Below are 17,923 nucleotides of genomic sequence, written 5' to 3'. Positions count from 1 at the left end.
CCACAGTTTTGTGCATGCATCTTTGGCCGTGTTTCCAGGTCAGCTGACCTTGAGGAATCGCAGCAGGTTGTTGTCACAGTAATTCTGGGTATCCAGTACCAGTCGCTCCTGCATCAATTGCAGCTGGTGGGTGAAGAACATGATCACGATACTGATCACCAGGGCGATGAAGGTGGAGTTGAAAGCCACACCCAGGCTGACGGTGACGCCGGCAATGTCTCCCTCCACGGCCCGATGTGCCTGGGATAGTGCTTCACCGATACCGCGGACCGTACCGATAAAGCCAATCGAGGGGATGGCCCAGGTGATATAACGCACCATGGCCAGCTCGGAGTCGAGCCGGTCGCCCTCGGTATCGCAGACCTCCTTTACCGAGTTGGAGACGGCGGCCACATTCCTGGTGGAACTGAATCGCTGCAAGGCTGTGAGCAGGGCGCGCGGCAACAGGTAGTTGCGTTCTTCCTCGGGCAGGGCCTGGATCGGTCGCGACAGGTCCCGCGCATCCTCGGGCAGGATCGGGGTGCCCTCACGTACGTTGAGGAGGGCGCGGTCAAGCAGTTTGCGCTCGCGCATGCTGCGTTGTGCCTTGAGTCCCATGATGGCCATGGCCCATAGCATCAGTACAAAGCAGGCTTCCTGTTCATAGTCGCGCATGACGATATAAAGCGACCGCTGCTGGATGTAGGTTTCACCGGCGGCTTCCCGTGCGAGCTGTTCCTCAATAAGGGCATCCGCATTGGGACGGATCACCGATACGTAAATAGCGTGCACCAGGATGATTGCGCCCAGCAGCGCAAACAGCTGGAATATAAAATCGGAGGATTTGAATTTCATAATGGTTCTCGCTCTGCTCCGCAATCTTTTCCCGGCAGTTTGATGGTTTCTCAGATATCAATCGGGTAGGAGACTGACAGGTCCTCGGAAATTTCTTCCGATGCCTCGTAATTGTCGACGCCACCTTCGTTGTCGTTACTCTCAGGAGCCCGCGCCTGCACATTGCCGGCATCCTGCTCCTGGCTTACCTCCTCTTTCTCCTCTTCACCCTGTGTTTCCTGTTGCTGGGCGAGCGCTGCCAGTGGCAACAGGGCAAGAGTCAGGACCAGGCATAAACTTTTCATTGCTTCTCTCCGTTTGCCAGCGCCGATTGCCAGCTCCAGGGGTATCGTCAGTCAATCCAGCGGGCTACGCGGAAGCCCACGTCACTGCGCGGTTCTGCGCCATAATCCCGGAATGAAAGGCGCAATTCGGTGAGTCCAGCGTGGCGCCAGCTGGAGCCGCGGATTACGTGATAATCACCATCCTGGGGGCCCACGGGGTTTTCTTCCCGCCGCATGGAGAGCCCGGTGCCGATGGTGTACAGGTCATGAATCCATTCGGATACGTTGCCGCCCAGGTCATACAGCCCGTGCGGGTTGGCGCTATAGCTGGCAACAGGTGCGGTGGCAGCGTAACGGTCGGTATAGGAGCGGAGCACTGCGGGTACGAGCTGTGCCGCATTGTTGTCGGCAAAGTTGCCGGAGTTCTTTCCTACCGGTAATTCATTACCCCAGGGGAACTTCAGCATGCCACCGTTGCGGAAGCGGGCGGCCCAGGCCCACTCGGCCTCTGTAGGCAGGCGATAGCCATTGGCACTGGCATCGAAACCTGTGACACGACTGCCCTCGGTGCGGTAAACCTGTTGCAGCCCGTCCCGCTGGCTGAGCCAGTTGCAGAACAGGGCGGCATCGCTCCAGCTGACATTCACCACCGGCAGGTTGTCGTTGTCCAGGCTGACCCCGTTCACATGGCTGGAACTGTGCATACGCTTGAAGCGCCGGAACTGGCGATTGGTGACCTCGGTGGCACCGAGGTAAAAGGGGCGCGTCAGGGCAATCTTGCGCATAACCTCATTGGCGCGGCGGCCCTGTTCACGGCGTGAAGAGCCCATGGTGAATTCTGCGTTGGGACGCATCAGTAGCATGCGGCCGCCGGCACCGTGGGTTATCTCGGCGGGGATATTGCTCCAGCGTGCCTGTTCCTGGGTGAGTAGCACGGCGCGAACTGTCTGTTCCAGTTTGGCACTGGGCGTGACGCTCGTCTGGTAATCCTCATAGCCTTCCTTGCGCACCAGGATGCTGTGGCTGCGGGCGGGCAGGGTGAAAATCTCGCCGGTATTGCCGGCCAGCTCACCGTCGATAAAGACTCGCGCGTTTTCCGGGCTGCTGGTGACTTTGACCCGTCCGAACACCGCGGACAAATCCACCTTGATTTCCCGCTCACTGCCAGACGCGATTTCCACGCGCCGCTCCACCGAGCCGAAGCCATCCTTGAAGAAGCGGATCTGGTGCACGCTGTCGGGCGCCAGGTCCAGCTCCAGCGGTGTTTGCCCTCGAAACTCCCCATTAACGGTTACGCTGGCACCGGACGGGCTGCTGGCAAGGCGCAGCAGGCCATCGGCTGCGGCCAGTTCCACCGGAGCCAGGGCCTGGTCGACACCGGCGGTGACAGCCACGGGGACTTCCGCGGTCTTGTGGTCGGGGAGGGATATCTCGACTATGCGGTCCCCCTGGATCAGCTGCGCCGTGAGGGGCGTAGTCCCGATTACCTCGCCCTCGACTGTTACCGTGGCGCCGGGCGGGTGGCTGCTGATCTGCACATCGGCCCATGCGGGGCGCAGGCGGGCCTGCAGCTGCTGGGTATTGTCCAGGCCCTCGATATCGATTTCACGGGTAAAGGGCAGGTAGCGCTCGGTCTCGATGGTGATGCGCTTGGTGCCTGCCGGGATATTCCTGGCCAGGCCCTCCTCGCTCGCCACTTCCTCTCCGTTGACCAGGATTCGCACCGGCACGGGGGGATCGGTGACTACCTGCAGGTGGCCGGGCAGGCGCTCGAGCTTGATTGCGCGGCGGCTGTTCTGGTCACTACTGACGTCTACTGAGCCACTCTGGGGCAGGTACCCGGTGGCGGTAATTTCGTAGCGATAGGTGCCCGGCAGTACCAGGTGACCATCGCCCAGGGGCAGGGCAAGCCCGCTGACACTGACATTGGCATCGGCGGGCTGGGTTTCAAAAATCAATGAGCGCGCCACCAGCAGGTAGACCAGTACCAGCATTCCCAGCAGCAGGGCAAAGGCAACGATCAGGGCGCGAGGGGAAAACAACAGTTTGCGGCTGCCAGCCTCCTCTGCCACCGGGGTAAACCCGGCGGGCTGGATGATTGAGAAGTCTTCATCTGCGCGATCGTTATCGCGAACGGGTACCGCTTCCTTCGCTGTCATTAGTGAATCCCTGTTACTGCGTAATTATCGCTTTATCGCAATTGGGCAGCGGCCGTTGCCCGTGCACCGAGGGGAATTGGTCGATTCCCGCGCTTCTCGCTGCCTGTTTTCTCCGGTGACATAAAGCTTAGCTTGCCCGCGCTTGCGCCATGTCCCTCGTGCCACTGTTTGTCGCGATATTCCTTTTATCGCCAGCACCCGGCAGGCGATCCTGTCCGGCTTTTTCAAGCCGGAGCCGTAACGTATTGGATCGGCAGAGCGAGGGGCGGTTCAGCCGTTGGTAGCTGTCTCAGCTATTATTGGCACCGTTTATTTTTTCTGCGCACTGGATGACAACTGTCGGTGTTTCGGCGCCGGGCTCGACGGTAAATTCTCGGCGGACATCGCGATAGCCATCCCGCCGGCCCACCGCCGTGTAGCGGCCGGGTTTCAGTGTGATCTGGCGCTCGGTAAAGTTGCCCAGGGTACCTACCCGGTATATCGATACCCGTGTGCTGCTGTCCGACTGGAATCGCACCGGTACCGGGATCAGCGCCTGGGTCAGGGCAGTTTCCAGTTCCTCGATCTGCGACTGCAGTCGTGGTCCGTCTGCATCTATCTGGCGTGCATCCGCGAGTACTCTGCGGGCGTGTGTATTGCGTTTACTGCCACCCAGGGACAGCGGGTCCTCCAGTAACTCCTGTAACTGGTCGTCAAGCGTAGCGCGTGCCTGGGCGCGGGCTTTGCCGGTGATTGCGGACACCAGGCTGCTATCTGTTTTCAACAGTGCACTGTAGCTCTCTACGGCCGCATGCCACTGCTCGGATGCTTCCTGCTGGTGTGCCTGGCTGAACAGCCGCTCGACGCGTGTTTGCTCGAGCCCGTTGGCAGCCTGCTGCAGGCCCACCGCCGGGTCGCGGGCTTCCGGTTTGAGCTTTTGTGCCCGCTCGAAAGCTGACCTGGCAGTGGCGTAGTCGTTTGCGGCGATGGCGGCATAGCCAGCCGACATGGCCTCGCTATAGTCGCGCTCGGTAATTGCCGTGACCACTTCCGGCAGTAACTCCTGCGCGGGCCGGGTCTCGCTGTCGAGCGCCAGGGCCTGCTGCAGGGCCGCTTTTGCAGTGTCCAGGTCGTTGGCGGTAAATGCGTCGCGGCCCCGGGTCACCTCTTCCCAGACCTCGGGCAGTTTTTCCGCCCGGGCCTTGCCGCGTGTGCCTCGCGGATGCTCTTCGGAAATGGTCAGCACCAGGTCAAAGGCGCTGTGGGCGGCCTCGGCATCACCGCGATTCAGTGCGTCATTACCCTCGGCGAGGTGCTGTTCGATACGCTCAGGTACACTGTCCCGGATCGACTGCATCGCAGCCAGGGCCTGCTCATACTGATCGAGCGCCTGCTTGAACTGGCGCTGGCGATATATCGCATCCGCTTCCTCGGCCAGGCCGCGTGCTGCGGAAAAATCCTCGGGCGCCCAGATTTCGACCCGGCGTTCCTGCAATTCTTCCTGTAAAACGAAGATTTCCTGGAGGATCTCCTGGACACGACGGCGCTGGCGCGCGATTTCGGCGTCGGTATAGGGGGATGCCTGGACTTTCGCGGGCCGTTGCATCGCACTGTCTTTGGCGGAGGCAGGGCCCTGGCCTGCAGCGATTTTGACTTCCGGCCTTTCCACGGTTTGCGGCAGGATCCAGAAGACCCCGATAACGCCTATCACCAGTGCCGAGCCCACCAGGATGGCGGGCAGGTTGCCGCGGCGGGGGGGATTTTCACCCTGCGGTACTTCACGGGTGGCAGCCCCGTCATCCGGCTGCGGGGAGTCAGCGCCGAAGCGAAAATCAGCGGGTTCGATATAGCCGTTATCTTCCGGGGACTGGTCGCGGTGTTGCATAGTCATTCCGCATAGCTGGGATTATTTTCCGGCGCCCGCCATGCTCGGTACATGCGGGCGCGCCGTTATCAGATATTGGTTTCCAGGGCGCCGGTTTCCGCCTCGTAAATCTCCTTGAGGATTTCACGCCACTGGCGGTACTGGTTTTCCACGCTGCCGGAGAGGGTGACGGTACGGTCTTCCAGCTCCACAATCTGCGGCTCTACCTCTGCCTGCATGGAGTCGCCCAGTTCCTGCAATGCCTCGATATGCATTTTCGCTTCGCTGCGGCGGTCGAACCCGCTTTTCACCAGGTAGCCCCCGCCGGCAACGGCAACGTGGCCCGCCTGTCGCGCGGCACCACCGCCGGCGCCGGCGGCGGCAATGCCGCCGATAATCGCAGCCGCACCCATGATTGTGTGGTTGCGCGCCTTGCGTTTGAGTTCACGCATCTGCTGCACTTCCTCAAAGCTGAGGGAGCGCCACTCCTGGTAGGGGGTTTCCATGGATTTGACGAAAGTGCCGTAGTAACCCTGCAGGGTGTCAACAAACAGATAATCACGCTCGCGGATACGTCTTACCCGCTGGAGCATTGGATCGTCCTGCGCCGGCAGTGCCTTCAGTTCGTAAATTCCGTCCTCATTCTGGGCCAGGTAGCGGGAAAAGGCGTCAGGTGAAAAGCTGCGGGCGAAGCGCATTTCGGAAATCGTGCGAAGTTCCGCGATATATTCATCAGACAGGCCCTGGCGGTATTTGAGCATGTCGTTGGCGATCTGGTTATAAATGCCCTGGAATGCATCGCCACTGGTGGGGTGCTTACGGTCGTAGGCATACTGCGAGGCGCGCTCGGAATATTCCCTGGTGAACCACTGTTGGCCACGCGAGTCGGTAACCCACACTTCCACTGTAAGCGTTTCGCCATCTGACTGGACTATCCGTCCCTGCACGGTTACATCGATATTGGTGCGCGTGCTGGGGATTACCCGCACCGGGCCCCAGCCCTGGCTCTGCTGGAGTGACTCTGCCAGGGTCACGGCAATGTAGCGGGATTCCGCCTGGCGCAATTCGGGGAACACCAGTTCCTCTTCGTCCACTTCCGCCGTGGCGAGGCCGGGGTCAAACTGCACTACACCCACATCCAGCAGGCGATCCTCAGGAATGGTGGCGTCCTCCACTGTCAGCGGGGTAAACGCGGTAGTGCGCACCTCGGTGGTGGCACAGGCACCCAGTAGCAACAGGCTGCCAAGCAGCAGGCCACGGCCGATAACAGGTGTGGCGGACAACAGTCTGGGCAAATGCATGGTAATTCCCTCCGCTGTTACTTCTTCGCGTTTTTATATTTCCGGTATTCTTCCCAAAGCCGCTCGCGCAGCTCGGGATCCTTTTCGCGCGTGGCGGCCTCACGAATCTGGCGGGCCACCACGTCGTCGTCATCCCCTTCGGGGATATCGGCAGGTACCACGCTGCCGCTGCCGCTGTGGTCATATTCCCCTTTGCGACCGGCGGTGGGCATGCCGGGGCCGGTAGCCTGTCCACTGGAGTTGTTCTGCTCCGGGCCACTGCCTTCCTCGCTGCCGGCACCACCGCCCCCGGGGGGAGCGGGTATTTCGGCCTCTGCGGACTCGATCAGGTCCTCGAGGGACTCACCGGGCGGTGGTTCGTCCATGGACTCCTCACTCTCATCCTCGGAGGCAGGGCGATTGCGCACGTAATCCCGCTCGCGCAGGATCATGCCGTCATAGCTCGCCATGGTGGAGTCGAACTCTCCCTCCAGTTCCGATACCCGCTCGGCTGCGGTGGCGGGTGCCTCGTTCGGTGCACTGCTACCGCTGGACGGGCTTCCGGCACTTGCCGAGGCACTGGGGCTGCTGGACGATGCGCTGCTGGACTGGTTGCTCGCCGATGCTTCGCTCGCAGAGCTGCTGGCGGTCGCGGCACTGCTACTGGAAGAGCTGGAGGATGATGAACTGCTGCTGGACGACGATGCGCTCTGTTCCTCTTCGGAAAAATCGATTTCCTCAGGGGGCTGGCCCTCGCTGTTACTTGAGGGATCGGGGGGCATGCGCCGTTCTTCCGGTTGCGCTTCAGATTCGCTGTATACCGGGCTGGAGGGTGAGTCCCGTCGCGCGGTCGGATCTGGCATGCTGTCCCCGGCGGAACTGCGTCGCCGGGCTTCCTCGCTGCCCGAATCAGAGGCGGTACTGGCCTGCTGGCTGGACCGCTCACCCGACTCGATGCTTGGCATCGAAGTGTTGGGCTGGGCAGAGCTGCTACTGGGCATAGAGGAGGAGCTGCTACGACTGCTCGGCGGGCTGCTCTGGGGCATGTTGCTGGCTGTCTGCGGGCTCGACTGGCTCTGGGAGCGGCTCGATGAGCTGCTTGACGACTGCGATGATGAGCTGCTGGATGACGGTTGGGACTGGGATTGCGACTGTGAGGGCTGTGCCGGGGGTTGCTGCTGGGTCTGCTGGCTCTTGCAGCCGGCAATAACCGCACTCAGCACCACAATCGAGGCGAGGGTGTGCCAGCCAGGGGGTTTGCTCTGCTGTGAAAATACCGCTTTCCGTAGTGTCATTTTCTCTCTCCTGGTACGCCGATCGGCGCCTTTCGGACTCGAGCGATCTGTGCGGTGAAAGCCGGGTCATCCAGCTTTCCATTGCGGCTCCGGTGTAATTCCACACCCGGAACTCTGGTTTTTGTCGTTGATTTTTCCTTTACTGCCCGCCTGTCGCGATGGTCTGGTGCATTGGACCCCTGGCGACGCCCCGGGTTTGGTTGTCTGTGTTCCCGGGGCGGGACTCTCTGCCTGAATTAACCTGGCCGTCGTGTAAAGCTTTTTGCAGGTTAGTCAAAGACAAACCGCTGCACGATGCCCACAGTATCCACTGGTTCTCCATTTTCGAACCGGGGACGGAATTTGGCGCGTTTGAGAACATTGCGCACCCGGGAGCGAATAACGACGCTGTCATCCGCGCTGGAGTTCAGGATCTCTATATTGCGCGCCTTGCCGTAGGCGGTGACATCGTAGGAAACGGTGACATAAGACTGGGCCAGGCCGCCGCGGTCCTCGTCCAGCATCGGCAGGTCGGGCAGGGCGGCCGGGCGCCCGAAGATATCGTCTATCTCCCGGTTGGTGGCGCCGTTGTCCCAGAGCGCATGATAAGCCTCACCATAGGTTTCCCTGGCCGAATGCCATTTGTTGAACATCATGTACCAGTCTCCCAGCTCTACCTTGGCCTTGGCCGAGGCGGCGGGGGGGGATTGGGGGTTTTTCTGGTAGACATCGACAATCCGCGCGATCGCTTTCTTGCCGGTGCTGAAGCTGTTCATGCGAAAATGATCAAGCTGCGCCTGGCGATGATTGTTGTCGAACCCCCCGCCGGCGAAATTGGTGTTCACCACCACAGCCTGCTGCGGTTCCCCGGCATAAGTGGCGAGGTAGTAATTGGTGGCCTTCAGGCCACGCAACGCCTCGACCAGGCGCAGGTCATTGGCACCAAAGTTTTGCGTGATGATATCGACAGCCAACTGGTAGAGGTTGGTGGCACTGATCAGGTGCTCGAACAGGGTTTCGCCTTTTTCCTCGACGTAGGCCCGCAGGTGCCAGCTGCTCAGGCGCTCTATAACGGGCAACATGCGCGGGTCGCTGTTGCCGTAATTCTGCTCGTGTAACCAGTAGAGATACTCCTGGTTGTCGTTCGCCTCGTCCCACTGGTTGAGCGCAATCTGGCTGTCGATCATGCGCTCGATCATCGGTATCTGGTTCAGAGAATAGAGACCCTCGTTGACACGGTTGATCAGCATTGCCCGGCGAAACTCCTTGATTGCCTCCTCGTGGGCACCGGAATTTTGCAGGGCGGTTGCCAGGCCAACCAGCTGTTCATCGATGCCAGTGCCGTAGGCTCCGTATTCAGCCTCCATTTCCTCGATGCGCTGGCGATAACGCCGCGCAGCCTCGGAAGGGCGCAATTGCCGGCGGGTAGGCTCGGCCTCAAGTGGCTGGGAAGCCGCCTCGATAAAAGCGGGCGGTGGGGCGCCGGTATCCTCCGGCACGGGCTCAACTTCCGCCCACGCGTTGCTGCACAGCAGAGCTGTGGCTGTAAACATCAAGCCGGTAGCAAACGAACTGCTGAAATCTGTCTGTGTCACGGTTGAACCACTTCTATTCCATGTTTTGCCTCACCCGGCCGCAAGCCGGGGCTCGCGATTGGTCGGGCACGATTTCCGCGCGGTACATGCCGGCGGAATTTCTCTCCCTGAAGTGTGGTTCGATTCTCAGTCCCTGACTGTGCCCGGAGGTTTTCAGTTCCGGTCGGCGCGATTTTTTGGCGGTGCAGTAAACCACAGCGCTGTTCGCGCAAGGCCCCTGCCACCTGTTGGCCGGTGTCACCGGGGCGTACTGATGAGTATAGTCAAGCGTCTCAAATCACCCGGTGAGGATGGTAGAAGAAACTGCCGAGTCCTTTTACAGGCTATTACGCACAGTAGCACCGGGCCGGTTCAGTCGTCGTCGTATGGGATTTGCTGTGCGCCACAATTTCAAGTTGATACCGGCGTCACTTCTGCAGCGAAGTGACCGCGGTTCTCAGCGTGGTCAGCTTGCGATGGTCGATCCTTTCCGGAAGACAGCTCTCCTATTAAATGACCGTTAACGCTCAAAGTTTTGCGCAGGTTGCTTGTTGGCAGCAAAGAGGGTTTGGATTCAATCTCGGCAGGGGCCATAATCGGCACAGCATTGATACAGGAGGTCTCCCAGTGAGCATTTATATTGACCCGGCAGTGGCCAGCAGTCTGCGGGGGTTTGAAATGCCCGAGCGGCTCGGGTTTGGCACGGTGATGGCGCCGGTAATGTTTCGTGCCGTCTGCCAGGACGGGTGCTGGAGCAGCGGTGAGCTGGTGCCCTATGCGCCGCTGGCGCTGGATCCGGCGGCCAAGGTGCTGCACTACGCCCAGTCCTGTTTTGAAGGGATGAAAGCCTATCGCACCGGCAACGGCGGGGTGAGCCTCTTCCGCCCCGGTCGCAATGCTGAGCGGATGGCGCACTCAGCGGAACGACTGTGCATGCCGCCGGTACCGGAGGCCCTTTTCATGGATGGTGTCCGTACTGTTGCCGCCTACTGCGCGAACCTGGTGCCGGCCAATAGCGGCGAGTCGCTGTACCTGCGCCCCTTCCTGATCGGTACGCAGCCCAACCTGAGCGTGTCGGCGAGCACCTCCTATGAATTTTATGTGATTGCCAGTCCCTCGGCGGCCTATCATGCCGGGCATATGCGCCTGTGGGTTGAGCGGGAGGATTCCCGCGCTGCCGTGGGCGGCACCGGCGATGCCAAGGTCGGGGGCAATTACGCCGCATCGCTACTGAGTATCTCGCGGCTGAAAGCCCGCGGGTACGACCAGTCCCTGTGGCTCAACCCGGGCAACCGCCATACGGTGGACGAGCTGTCAGGCATGAACTTCTTTGCCGTCATGGAGGGAGAGCTGCACACACCGAAGCTCAATGGCTCGATTCTCGAGGGTGTTACCCGGGACTCCCTGATTGACCTGGCGCGATCCCAGGGCTACACCGTGCACGAGCGCGACATCGATATCGACGACCTGCTGGCGCTGGTCAGGTCCGGTACCTGCAGTGAGGCCTTCGCCTGTGGCACTGCAGCCATTATCAGCCCCATCAGCGTCTTCGGCGACGGTGACCAGCAGTATGAACTGGCGCAGGTACCGGGGCCTGTGTCCGAGCACCTGCGCCAGGCATTGCTGGATATCCAGGAGGGCAGGGCGGATGACCGCTTTGGCTGGATGCAGCCGGTGTCCCCGGTTGAAGTCTGAAGCACGCGGCTGTCACCGCTGACAGTCCGCCCCCCATGGCATGGCCCCGGTGGTGGAAGCTCCGGGGCTTCTCCTTCCTGCGCCAGTTTCCCTGTCGGCCCCCTGCCACATTCCACTACCGACGGGGCCGGGTTGATTGGTAGCACAGTTGTCCGGGGCTGTTTCCTGAAGAAACGTCATCACAGCCGATTGCGCTTAATCCAGCACAGCCGTTGACTTGTATGCCGGTAGTGATACAACTGGACGTGAGAATAAAAACAAGCTGGAACTTAGGGAATGACCGCTGGTGGTATTCCTCACTTTGACAAGACGTATCCAGAGCAAATTGAGATCGGTCATCCCCGGCCGTCTTGTGTCCCGCGAAGCGGTCCCCCGGGGACCGCTGGCGGGGCGGCGCAATATGCCTTAAACACGCATAGATCAGAGGAAGTAAAAGCAGTACTGAAGCAGTAGCGCCTTGGCGGACAGTTCCTTACGTTGAGTGAGGAGAAACGGGATGTTGAGCTACATGTTCGGAATGCTGGTACACCCCCGGCAACAGTGGCAGCAAATCGGGAGCCTGTCTGAGAAAGGCCTGCGCCGGCATATTCCCTATGCCATTGTCCTGGCGCTGTTGCCGGCCCTGGCCTGGTTTTACGGCACCACCGAGATCGGCTGGAGTGTGGGCGGTGGCGAGCCGGTGCGGGTCACCAGCCAGAGCGCCCTGTCACTGGTAGGCGCCTTCTACCTGGCCATGGTACTGGGAGTGATCGGCGTCGGTTACTTCATTCACTGGATGGCCAAAACCTACGGTGCTGACACCTACCCCATGAAAGGGATGGTCATTGCCGGGTTTACTGCCACACCCATCTTCATTGCCGGCCTGGCAGGTTTTTACCCCGTGCTGTGGCTGGATATCCTGATTGCGATGCTCGCGGTTGCCTATGCCGTGTACCTGCTCTATACCGGTCTCCCGATTGTCCTGGGGTTATCTGAAGAGCGCGGCTTCCTGTTTGCCAGCGCGGTGGTTACCGTATCGCTGGTGATGGCGGTGGTAGTGATGGTGGGGACGGTGCTGTTCTGGAGTTTCGTTTCCGCGCCGGTATTCCACTGAGTGGGACTGGCCCGGCTCGAAGTCGGGGGGAGAAAAAGAAAACGGCGCCCCAGGGCGCCGTTTTTGGTTACTCGACTGCGTCCGGCAGATAGCTGTACTCGATACGGTAGCCGTTGGGCAGCAGCAGTTCCCGGGCTTCGGCGCTGTAGCGGTCCAGCTGGATTTCAACGAGGGACTTGATCACCGCGCGGGGTTCTGTATCCCGGCAGTGGATTTTCATAGCCTCGATATTGCGGTTCTCGCTGACCACCCCGTGCTCCACGATCCGCAACAGGATCGTGTCCCGCCCCAGCTCCAGTTGGTAGCCGGGGCCGCTGGGCAGGGCCATGCGGTACCTGACTGCCCCCCAGGGGCCATCGCACTTGATTGCCTGGTATTCCCGTACGGGGGCTTCCCGATCCAGAATTCCCGAAGCAAACTCCTGCTCCTTGCCGGTAACTTCCTGCTCAACCTCGAACGCATCCCCGGTTTCGGTCAGCAGCTTCAGTTGCAGTGTGCCGCTGGCATGGGCCTGGGTGCAGAGCAGCGTGAGAAGCAGGGTCAGGCGAATGGGGAAAGGGCTGTGCCCCACAGGGCTCACGGGACCGGGATCTGGTGGTGCGCCTGAAAGTAGTCGCAGTTTCATGGTGGCCGGCTCTTTCCGAGTGACTGTGCAGACGATACACAGCCCTTGATTGGGCGGCAAGGTCAGGGCCCGGACCTTATTGCCGTGATGTCCGCGAATGGGCTAGGATTGGCCTGTTTGTAGCCCCGCCAGTTACTGCGGTTGTTAGTTGGTACACGTGTACCAATTGCAGTGTGGCCGGGCTGGGGCCAGGCAGGAGCGCGGGCCCGGCATGCAGATAACTCGAATAACAGAAGAACCTGAATAAAAGGAAATTCACATGAAGACCACTGCCTACATGGGGCTGGCGCTGGCCGCAGTGCTGGCTGCTGCCTGTTCCCAGGACAAGAATCCCGCCGGGAATAACCCGGAAACAGCCGCGGCGTCAGCGAGCGCGGACTTCCAGAAGCAATTACTGAAACAACTGATCTCAGCCAAGCCGGGGGATGTGATCGAGCTTCCGGCCGGGAACTTCGCCCTGAATCGCAGCCTGTCCCTGAATGTGGATGGCGTGACCATCCGTGGCGCCGGTATGGAGAAAACCGTCCTTTCCTTCAAGGACCAGATCCAGGGCGCCGAGGGCCTGCTGGTGAATGCCAGTGATTTCACCATCGAGGACCTGGCGATCGAGGACACCATCGGTGACGCACTGAAGGTCAATGAGGGTGAGAATATCGTTATCCGCAATGTCCGGGTGGAGTGGACCAATGGCCCCGCGACGGAAAACGGTGCCTATGGTATTTACCCGGTGCAGACTGAAAATACCCTGCTCGAGGGCAATGTGGCTATTGGTGCATCGGACGCTGGAATCTATGTGGGCCAGTCGCGCAATGTGATCGTGCGTAACAACCGCGCCGAGTTCAATGTTGCCGGAATCGAAATTGAAAACACCATCGGTGCCGATGTCTACGACAATATCGCCACCAACAATACCGGCGGCATCCTGGTGTTCAACATGCCCAACCTGCCGCAGCCGGGACACAGCACCCGTGTCTACGACAACCGTGTGTTTGAGAACAATACCGGAAACTTCGGCCACGAGGGCACCCCGGTAGCGGCAGTGCCGGCCGGATCCGGTATCGTGATCAACTCCAATGACAATGTGGAGATCTTCAACAACGAGATCGCGGATAACGATACGGCGAATATTATCGTCAGCAGCTATTACACAGCCGGTTACTACTCCGATAAATCCACCCAGGAAGCGTTTGATCCCTATCCCGAGGGTATCTTTATTTATGACAACCAGTTTGCCGGTGGTGGCACCTCGCCTGACCACATCGAGCTGAAGGCCCTGAAGCTGGCCAAGTTCGGCCTGGGTGGCAGCCTGCCGGATATCCTCTGGGATGGCGTGGTGAACAGTGACAAGCTGGTGGATGGCACATTGCCGGAATCCCTGAAGCTGTGCATTGACAACGGTGATGCCGGCATTATCAATATCGATGCCTCCAACGACTTTAAAAATATCTCCACTGATATTGCGCCGCACAAGTGTGCCCTGCAGAAGCTGCCCCAGGTGGTCCTGGAATTTGACCAGGCCGAGCCGGAAAAAACCGATATGGCAAAACTAGAGGCGGAAGATGCGTAAGCTGTTGTGGGGCGCGGTGCTGGCCCCGATTTTTGCAGCCGCCCTGGGCGGCTGTGAAGCACCGAGAGAGCCGGTGGCGGTTTTCGAGCGCGATGCAGTTCCGGACAAGCTCAGTGACTGGCATATTGTGGAAGCCATCGACGGTGAGTTACTGCCGAACGATGGCGTGCTTCCCTATGACCTGAATACTGCGCTCTTCACCGACTATGCCCACAAATTGCGTACGGTCTGGATGCCCCCGGGCAGCTCGGCGGAGTACGCGGACGAGCGTTTCGAATACCCGGTGGGGACGGTTCTGAGCAAGACCTTTTACTACCCACGGGATACCAGCGGCATCCAGGACGCTGTGCTGCGCACCGATGACTACAGCCGTGATTACGTCGCCGGCCGGACCGGTGAGGCCCTGAACCTGGACAATGTGCGGCTGATGGAAACCCGCCTGCTGGTAAAGCGCGCGGACGGCTGGCAGGCGCTGCCCTACGTATGGAACGCAGAGCAGACCGAAGCGGTGCTGGAAATAGCCGGAGACGCCAGTCGCCTGCAGCTGGTAAGCGGGGAAATCGAGGATGCGGGTTTTACTTATGTGGTGCCGGATGCGAACCAGTGTGCCGGCTGCCATGCGGACAACCATACCGACAAGGCCATCATGCCGCTGGGGCCGCGCGCGCGTCACCTGAACAAGGACTACGCCTACGCGGACGGCGCGCGCAACCAGCTGCTGCACTGGCAGCAGGTGGGTTACCTTAGTGGTTTGCCGGAGATTACCGCGGTACCGCGCAACGTGGATTTCACGGATAGCAGCGAGCCGCTCGAGGCACGCGCCCGTTCCTACCTGGATATCAACTGTGGCCACTGCCACAACCCGGCGGGCGCCGCCGATACATCGGGGCTAATGCTGCATCACCAGGAGTCCGACCGGCGCAAGCTGGGCCTGTGCAAACCACCGGTGGCGGCGGGCACCGGCAGTGGCAACCGCCGGTTTGCCATCGTCCCGGGTGAGCCGGAGGAATCCATCCTCAACTTCCGGGTGGAGACCACCAACCCCGGTGCCATGATGCCGGAACTGGGTCGAAGCCTGGAGCACGAGGAAGGTACGGCATTGCTGCGGGAGTGGGTGGCCTCGATGGGGGGCAGCTGCAGCTGACAACCCCTGCCGGACCCATGTCGGACCCATGTCGGGTGCCAACAATGAAGCCGGCGGTCATTCCGCCGGCTTTTTTACTGGGCGGGAACCTGTGCCACGCCTTCGCCTTTCGGCTCGCGACATTCGGCGATATGTGCCAGCCCGCCCAGGTGCGTGGTTAGCCAGAGTGGGAGAGCAGTGCAGCTAAGGGCCCCCACCTGCTGCTGCCGCTCGAATGCCTCCAGCAGAGCGGCATAGGTCCGGAATCGGGCGGCAATCTTGCGCACATAATCATAGGGTTCCCGGCCCCGGGCATAGCCATATCGCGCCTTCTTGTAATACTTCTCCTGCGAGAGAAGCAGCATGGCTTTCTCGACGTTGTTGAACCACTCCTTGCGCTCCCAGCCTTTTTCCTCAGCCAGGTCCTGGGCATCATAGACATGCCCCAGGCCGGCGTTATAGGAGGCCAGGGTAAACCACATCTTGTTCTCGGGACTGATACCCTTGCCCTCGAACTTGCGGTACAGCCACTGCAGGTATTTCAGGCCCGCACGCACACTGGTTTCCGGATCGAACAGTTTGGTCTCGCCTACCTGCTTGCCGGTATCCGGCATCACCTGCATCAGGCCGCGCGCGCCTACCCAGGACTTGGCCCCGGGGTTGAAGCTACTTTCCTGGAACATCTGTGCGACCACCAGGCGCCAGTCAAAGTCATACTCCTTGGCGTACCTCTTGACGATATTGTCGAACGGGGAGATTTCGCCCTTCTCGCTCAGCCCCTTGATTTCGTCACGGGTGCGCTTGGGCTCGTCGAAGTACTTGTGAAACAGGGTTTTTCGCAGCTTGGTAATTTCTTCATCGTTAAAGAACTGGTGTATCGTCTCCAGCAATTGCGGGTTGCTCTCCCGTACCGCCCAGGCGTAAACATTATCCTCCACGCGTAAGTCGATCAGGTTGTCCACATCGTCGCGCCAGTGGTGTTCCAGGCGCACGGTTATATCATCAGCAATTGTGAGGTCGTAATCGCCCTCGGCAACCCGGTCGAGAATCTGGGGGATGGTGAGCTCCTCCGGGACCAGCTCCACCTCGATGTCCGGGTACTGGTCCAGGATTTCCACCAGGACTTCATACTGGCTGCTGGATTCCAGAACATGGATAGTGCGCCCCTCCAGTTCACTAATATCCTCGATGGTTTCCCCTGACCGGCCGACGACACTGACTTTCTCTTCCATATAGGCGGGGCCAAAATCAACCCCGCTCTGCCGGCGTGCATCGGTAGCAGTCAGCAGGCTGGCTGTTAGATCGGCTTTACCTTCTTTCAGGTAATCCAGCAGGTCACTGTGCTTCGGCGCCACGATAATCTCGAGGCGCACGTCGAGATCCTTGGCAAATCTCTGCAGCATCTCGTATTCATAACCCATCACCCGGCCTTTCCACATAAAGTAGGTGCCGGGATGGTTGCGGGTGACAGCCCGCAGTACACCGCGCTCCCTGATCTGGTCCAGGTCACCGACAAAGCGCTGGTCGGGGGTGGTCAGTTTGATATTACGGATGGCATCGTTGATAAACTTTTTAAGCTGCGGGGAGTTCTTGCGGATGCCCGCTGCCAGCTGGTCTTCCCGCTCGAAGACAATATTTTTCTTGAGGTTGTCACGGAACTGGCTTACCAGGCCAAATATCAATTCGTCGATAATGGTGAAATCGATATGCCCCATGGACACCTCCAGGGCCAGTTCGACGTAGTTGGTGTCGACAACTTCAACCTTGAGACCGGGATGCTTCTTTGCCAGTTCCCGGGCCCGCTGCTCAAATACTGTGCCCCTGGTTACCTGTAGGGTTTTGCCTTTTAGTGACTCACCTGCCTTGATATCAGGCATATCGGTCCGGGAGACCAGGGTGTCATGGGTGGACGCTATTGGAATGCTGAAATCAATCAGCTCGCGACGCTCGGAGGTTGGAACCATGTTGTTGGCGATAATGTCCCCCTTGCCCTCTATCAGCATGGGTATCAGCTGGTCGAAGCTTTCCGCGTAAAGCACAACCGGCTCCAGGCCCAGTATTTCCGCCTTTCGCTTGGCTCGCTCGATCTCAATGTCTTGTGGTGTGGCCGCCCGGTGGAGGGAGTCGGTATTGGTGATATCAACAAGGATACGCAGCTTGCCGCGCTTCCTGATGGCATCCAGGTCCCCGGTCTCTATGTAGTTGTCATAGGCGCCGATGGGGTATTCGCCGGTAGTCTCGGGTGACCAGGCGGCTTCCGGCCGCAGGTCGCCCTTGCCGGCCACCCGCTTTGCAAAGCGGTCCCACAGGCCTGCGACTTTCCCCTTTTTGCCGGCTTTTTTTTCACTCTCGCCAGATACAGCGTTTTCTGCAGGCTCTGGTGACTCCTGTGCTGGTGGCGCCGTTCCCCCTTCCGCTTCGTCTGCTGTCGCCAACTCGCTCCCACTTTCCGCGGACTCCTGTCCGGTAGCCGGTTCTGTGGCTTCACCGGGCTGAGAGTGCTCGCGGTCGCCTCCACAGCCAACGGCGAGCAGGAATGTTATGAAAAGAACACTGAACGAGAACCAGGGAAGAGTGAACCGCATTAAGTTTT

At 59.9% G+C, this 17,923-nt stretch carries 14 protein-coding genes; 5 read left to right on the top strand and 9 right to left on the bottom strand.

The window, feature by feature from the left end; all coding sequences use genetic code 11:
- Positions 1-39: 39 nt before the first annotated feature.
- From LVD10_RS10700 to LVD10_RS10675, 6 genes are all read right to left on the bottom strand, one after another.
- Positions 40-834, bottom strand: a complete 795-nt coding sequence (locus LVD10_RS10700; RefSeq protein WP_232941008.1) for a MotA/TolQ/ExbB proton channel family protein — start codon at positions 832-834, stop codon at positions 40-42.
- Between the two features lie 50 nt (positions 835-884).
- Positions 885-1,118: a hypothetical protein gene (locus LVD10_RS10695; protein ID WP_232941009.1), complete on the bottom strand. Its 234-nt coding sequence runs from the start codon at positions 1,116-1,118 to the stop codon at positions 885-887.
- Positions 1,119-1,165: 47 nt separating this feature from the next.
- The gene (locus tag LVD10_RS10690) at positions 1,166-3,256 is read right to left on the bottom strand and encodes a PEGA domain-containing protein (protein WP_237063585.1); all 2,091 of its coding nucleotides are present in this window, start codon (positions 3,254-3,256) and stop codon (positions 1,166-1,168) included.
- A 289-nt stretch (positions 3,257-3,545) separates the two neighbouring features.
- On the bottom strand, positions 3,546-5,120 hold the full coding sequence (locus LVD10_RS10685) for a tetratricopeptide repeat protein (protein ID WP_232941011.1): 1,575 nt from the start codon (positions 5,118-5,120) through the stop codon (positions 3,546-3,548).
- 68 nt (positions 5,121-5,188) lie between these two features.
- Positions 5,189-6,400, bottom strand: a complete 1,212-nt coding sequence (locus LVD10_RS10680; protein ID WP_232941012.1) for a hypothetical protein — start codon at positions 6,398-6,400, stop codon at positions 5,189-5,191.
- A gap of 17 nt (positions 6,401-6,417) precedes the next feature.
- The gene (locus LVD10_RS10675) at positions 6,418-6,849 is read right to left on the bottom strand and encodes a hypothetical protein (RefSeq protein WP_232941013.1); all 432 of its coding nucleotides are present in this window, start codon (positions 6,847-6,849) and stop codon (positions 6,418-6,420) included.
- Here LVD10_RS10675 and LVD10_RS10670 point away from each other — a divergent pair.
- Positions 6,848-7,732 carry a hypothetical protein gene (locus tag LVD10_RS10670; RefSeq protein WP_237063584.1) on the top strand — a complete coding sequence of 295 codons (885 nt, stop codon included), beginning with the start codon at positions 6,848-6,850 and terminating at the stop codon, positions 7,730-7,732. The genes LVD10_RS10675 and LVD10_RS10670 overlap by 2 nt on opposite strands.
- A gap of 211 nt (positions 7,733-7,943) precedes the next feature.
- On the opposite strand, the gene LVD10_RS10665 is transcribed toward LVD10_RS10670, so the two are convergent.
- The gene (locus LVD10_RS10665; RefSeq protein ID WP_237063583.1) at positions 7,944-9,152 is read right to left on the bottom strand and encodes an energy transducer TonB; all 1,209 of its coding nucleotides are present in this window, start codon (positions 9,150-9,152) and stop codon (positions 7,944-7,946) included.
- A 702-nt stretch (positions 9,153-9,854) separates the two neighbouring features.
- On the opposite strand from LVD10_RS10665, the gene LVD10_RS10660 reads away from it, so the two are divergent.
- Positions 9,855-10,922: a branched-chain amino acid aminotransferase gene (locus LVD10_RS10660; protein ID WP_237063582.1), complete on the top strand. Its 1,068-nt coding sequence runs from the start codon at positions 9,855-9,857 to the stop codon at positions 10,920-10,922.
- Positions 10,923-11,418: 496 nt separating this feature from the next.
- Positions 11,419-12,015, top strand: coding sequence for a Yip1 family protein (locus tag LVD10_RS10655; protein ID WP_232941017.1), 597 nt, complete (start codon positions 11,419-11,421; stop codon positions 12,013-12,015).
- 67 nt (positions 12,016-12,082) lie between these two features.
- On the opposite strand, the gene LVD10_RS10650 is transcribed toward LVD10_RS10655, so the two are convergent.
- Positions 12,083-12,640 (bottom strand): hypothetical protein, encoded by a 558-nt coding sequence (locus LVD10_RS10650; RefSeq protein ID WP_232941018.1) that lies wholly within the window; start codon positions 12,638-12,640, stop codon positions 12,083-12,085.
- A gap of 259 nt (positions 12,641-12,899) precedes the next feature.
- Here LVD10_RS10650 and LVD10_RS10645 point away from each other — a divergent pair, with 259 nt between their 5' ends.
- Both LVD10_RS10645 and LVD10_RS10640 read left to right on the top strand, forming a co-directional pair.
- Positions 12,900-14,207: a parallel beta-helix domain-containing protein gene (locus tag LVD10_RS10645; RefSeq protein WP_237063581.1), complete on the top strand. Its 1,308-nt coding sequence runs from the start codon at positions 12,900-12,902 to the stop codon at positions 14,205-14,207.
- On the top strand, positions 14,200-15,351 hold the full coding sequence (locus tag LVD10_RS10640; RefSeq protein ID WP_237063580.1) for an SO2930 family diheme c-type cytochrome: 1,152 nt from the start codon (positions 14,200-14,202) through the stop codon (positions 15,349-15,351). Before LVD10_RS10645 ends, LVD10_RS10640 begins: the two co-directional genes overlap by 8 nt.
- Before the next feature lie 74 nt (positions 15,352-15,425).
- Here LVD10_RS10640 and LVD10_RS10635 read toward each other — a convergent pair whose 3' ends face one another.
- Positions 15,426-17,765 (bottom strand): MltF family protein, encoded by a 2,340-nt coding sequence (locus LVD10_RS10635; protein ID WP_237063579.1) that lies wholly within the window; start codon positions 17,763-17,765, stop codon positions 15,426-15,428.
- Between the last annotated feature and the right edge of the window lie 158 nt (positions 17,766-17,923).

It is taken from the genome of Microbulbifer zhoushanensis (assembly GCF_021729055.1).
GTDB lineage: Bacteria > Pseudomonadota > Gammaproteobacteria > Pseudomonadales > Cellvibrionaceae > Microbulbifer > Microbulbifer zhoushanensis.
Note: the sequence above shows the minus strand (reverse complement) of the source record. Positions and strands in the feature narration are given on the sequence as shown.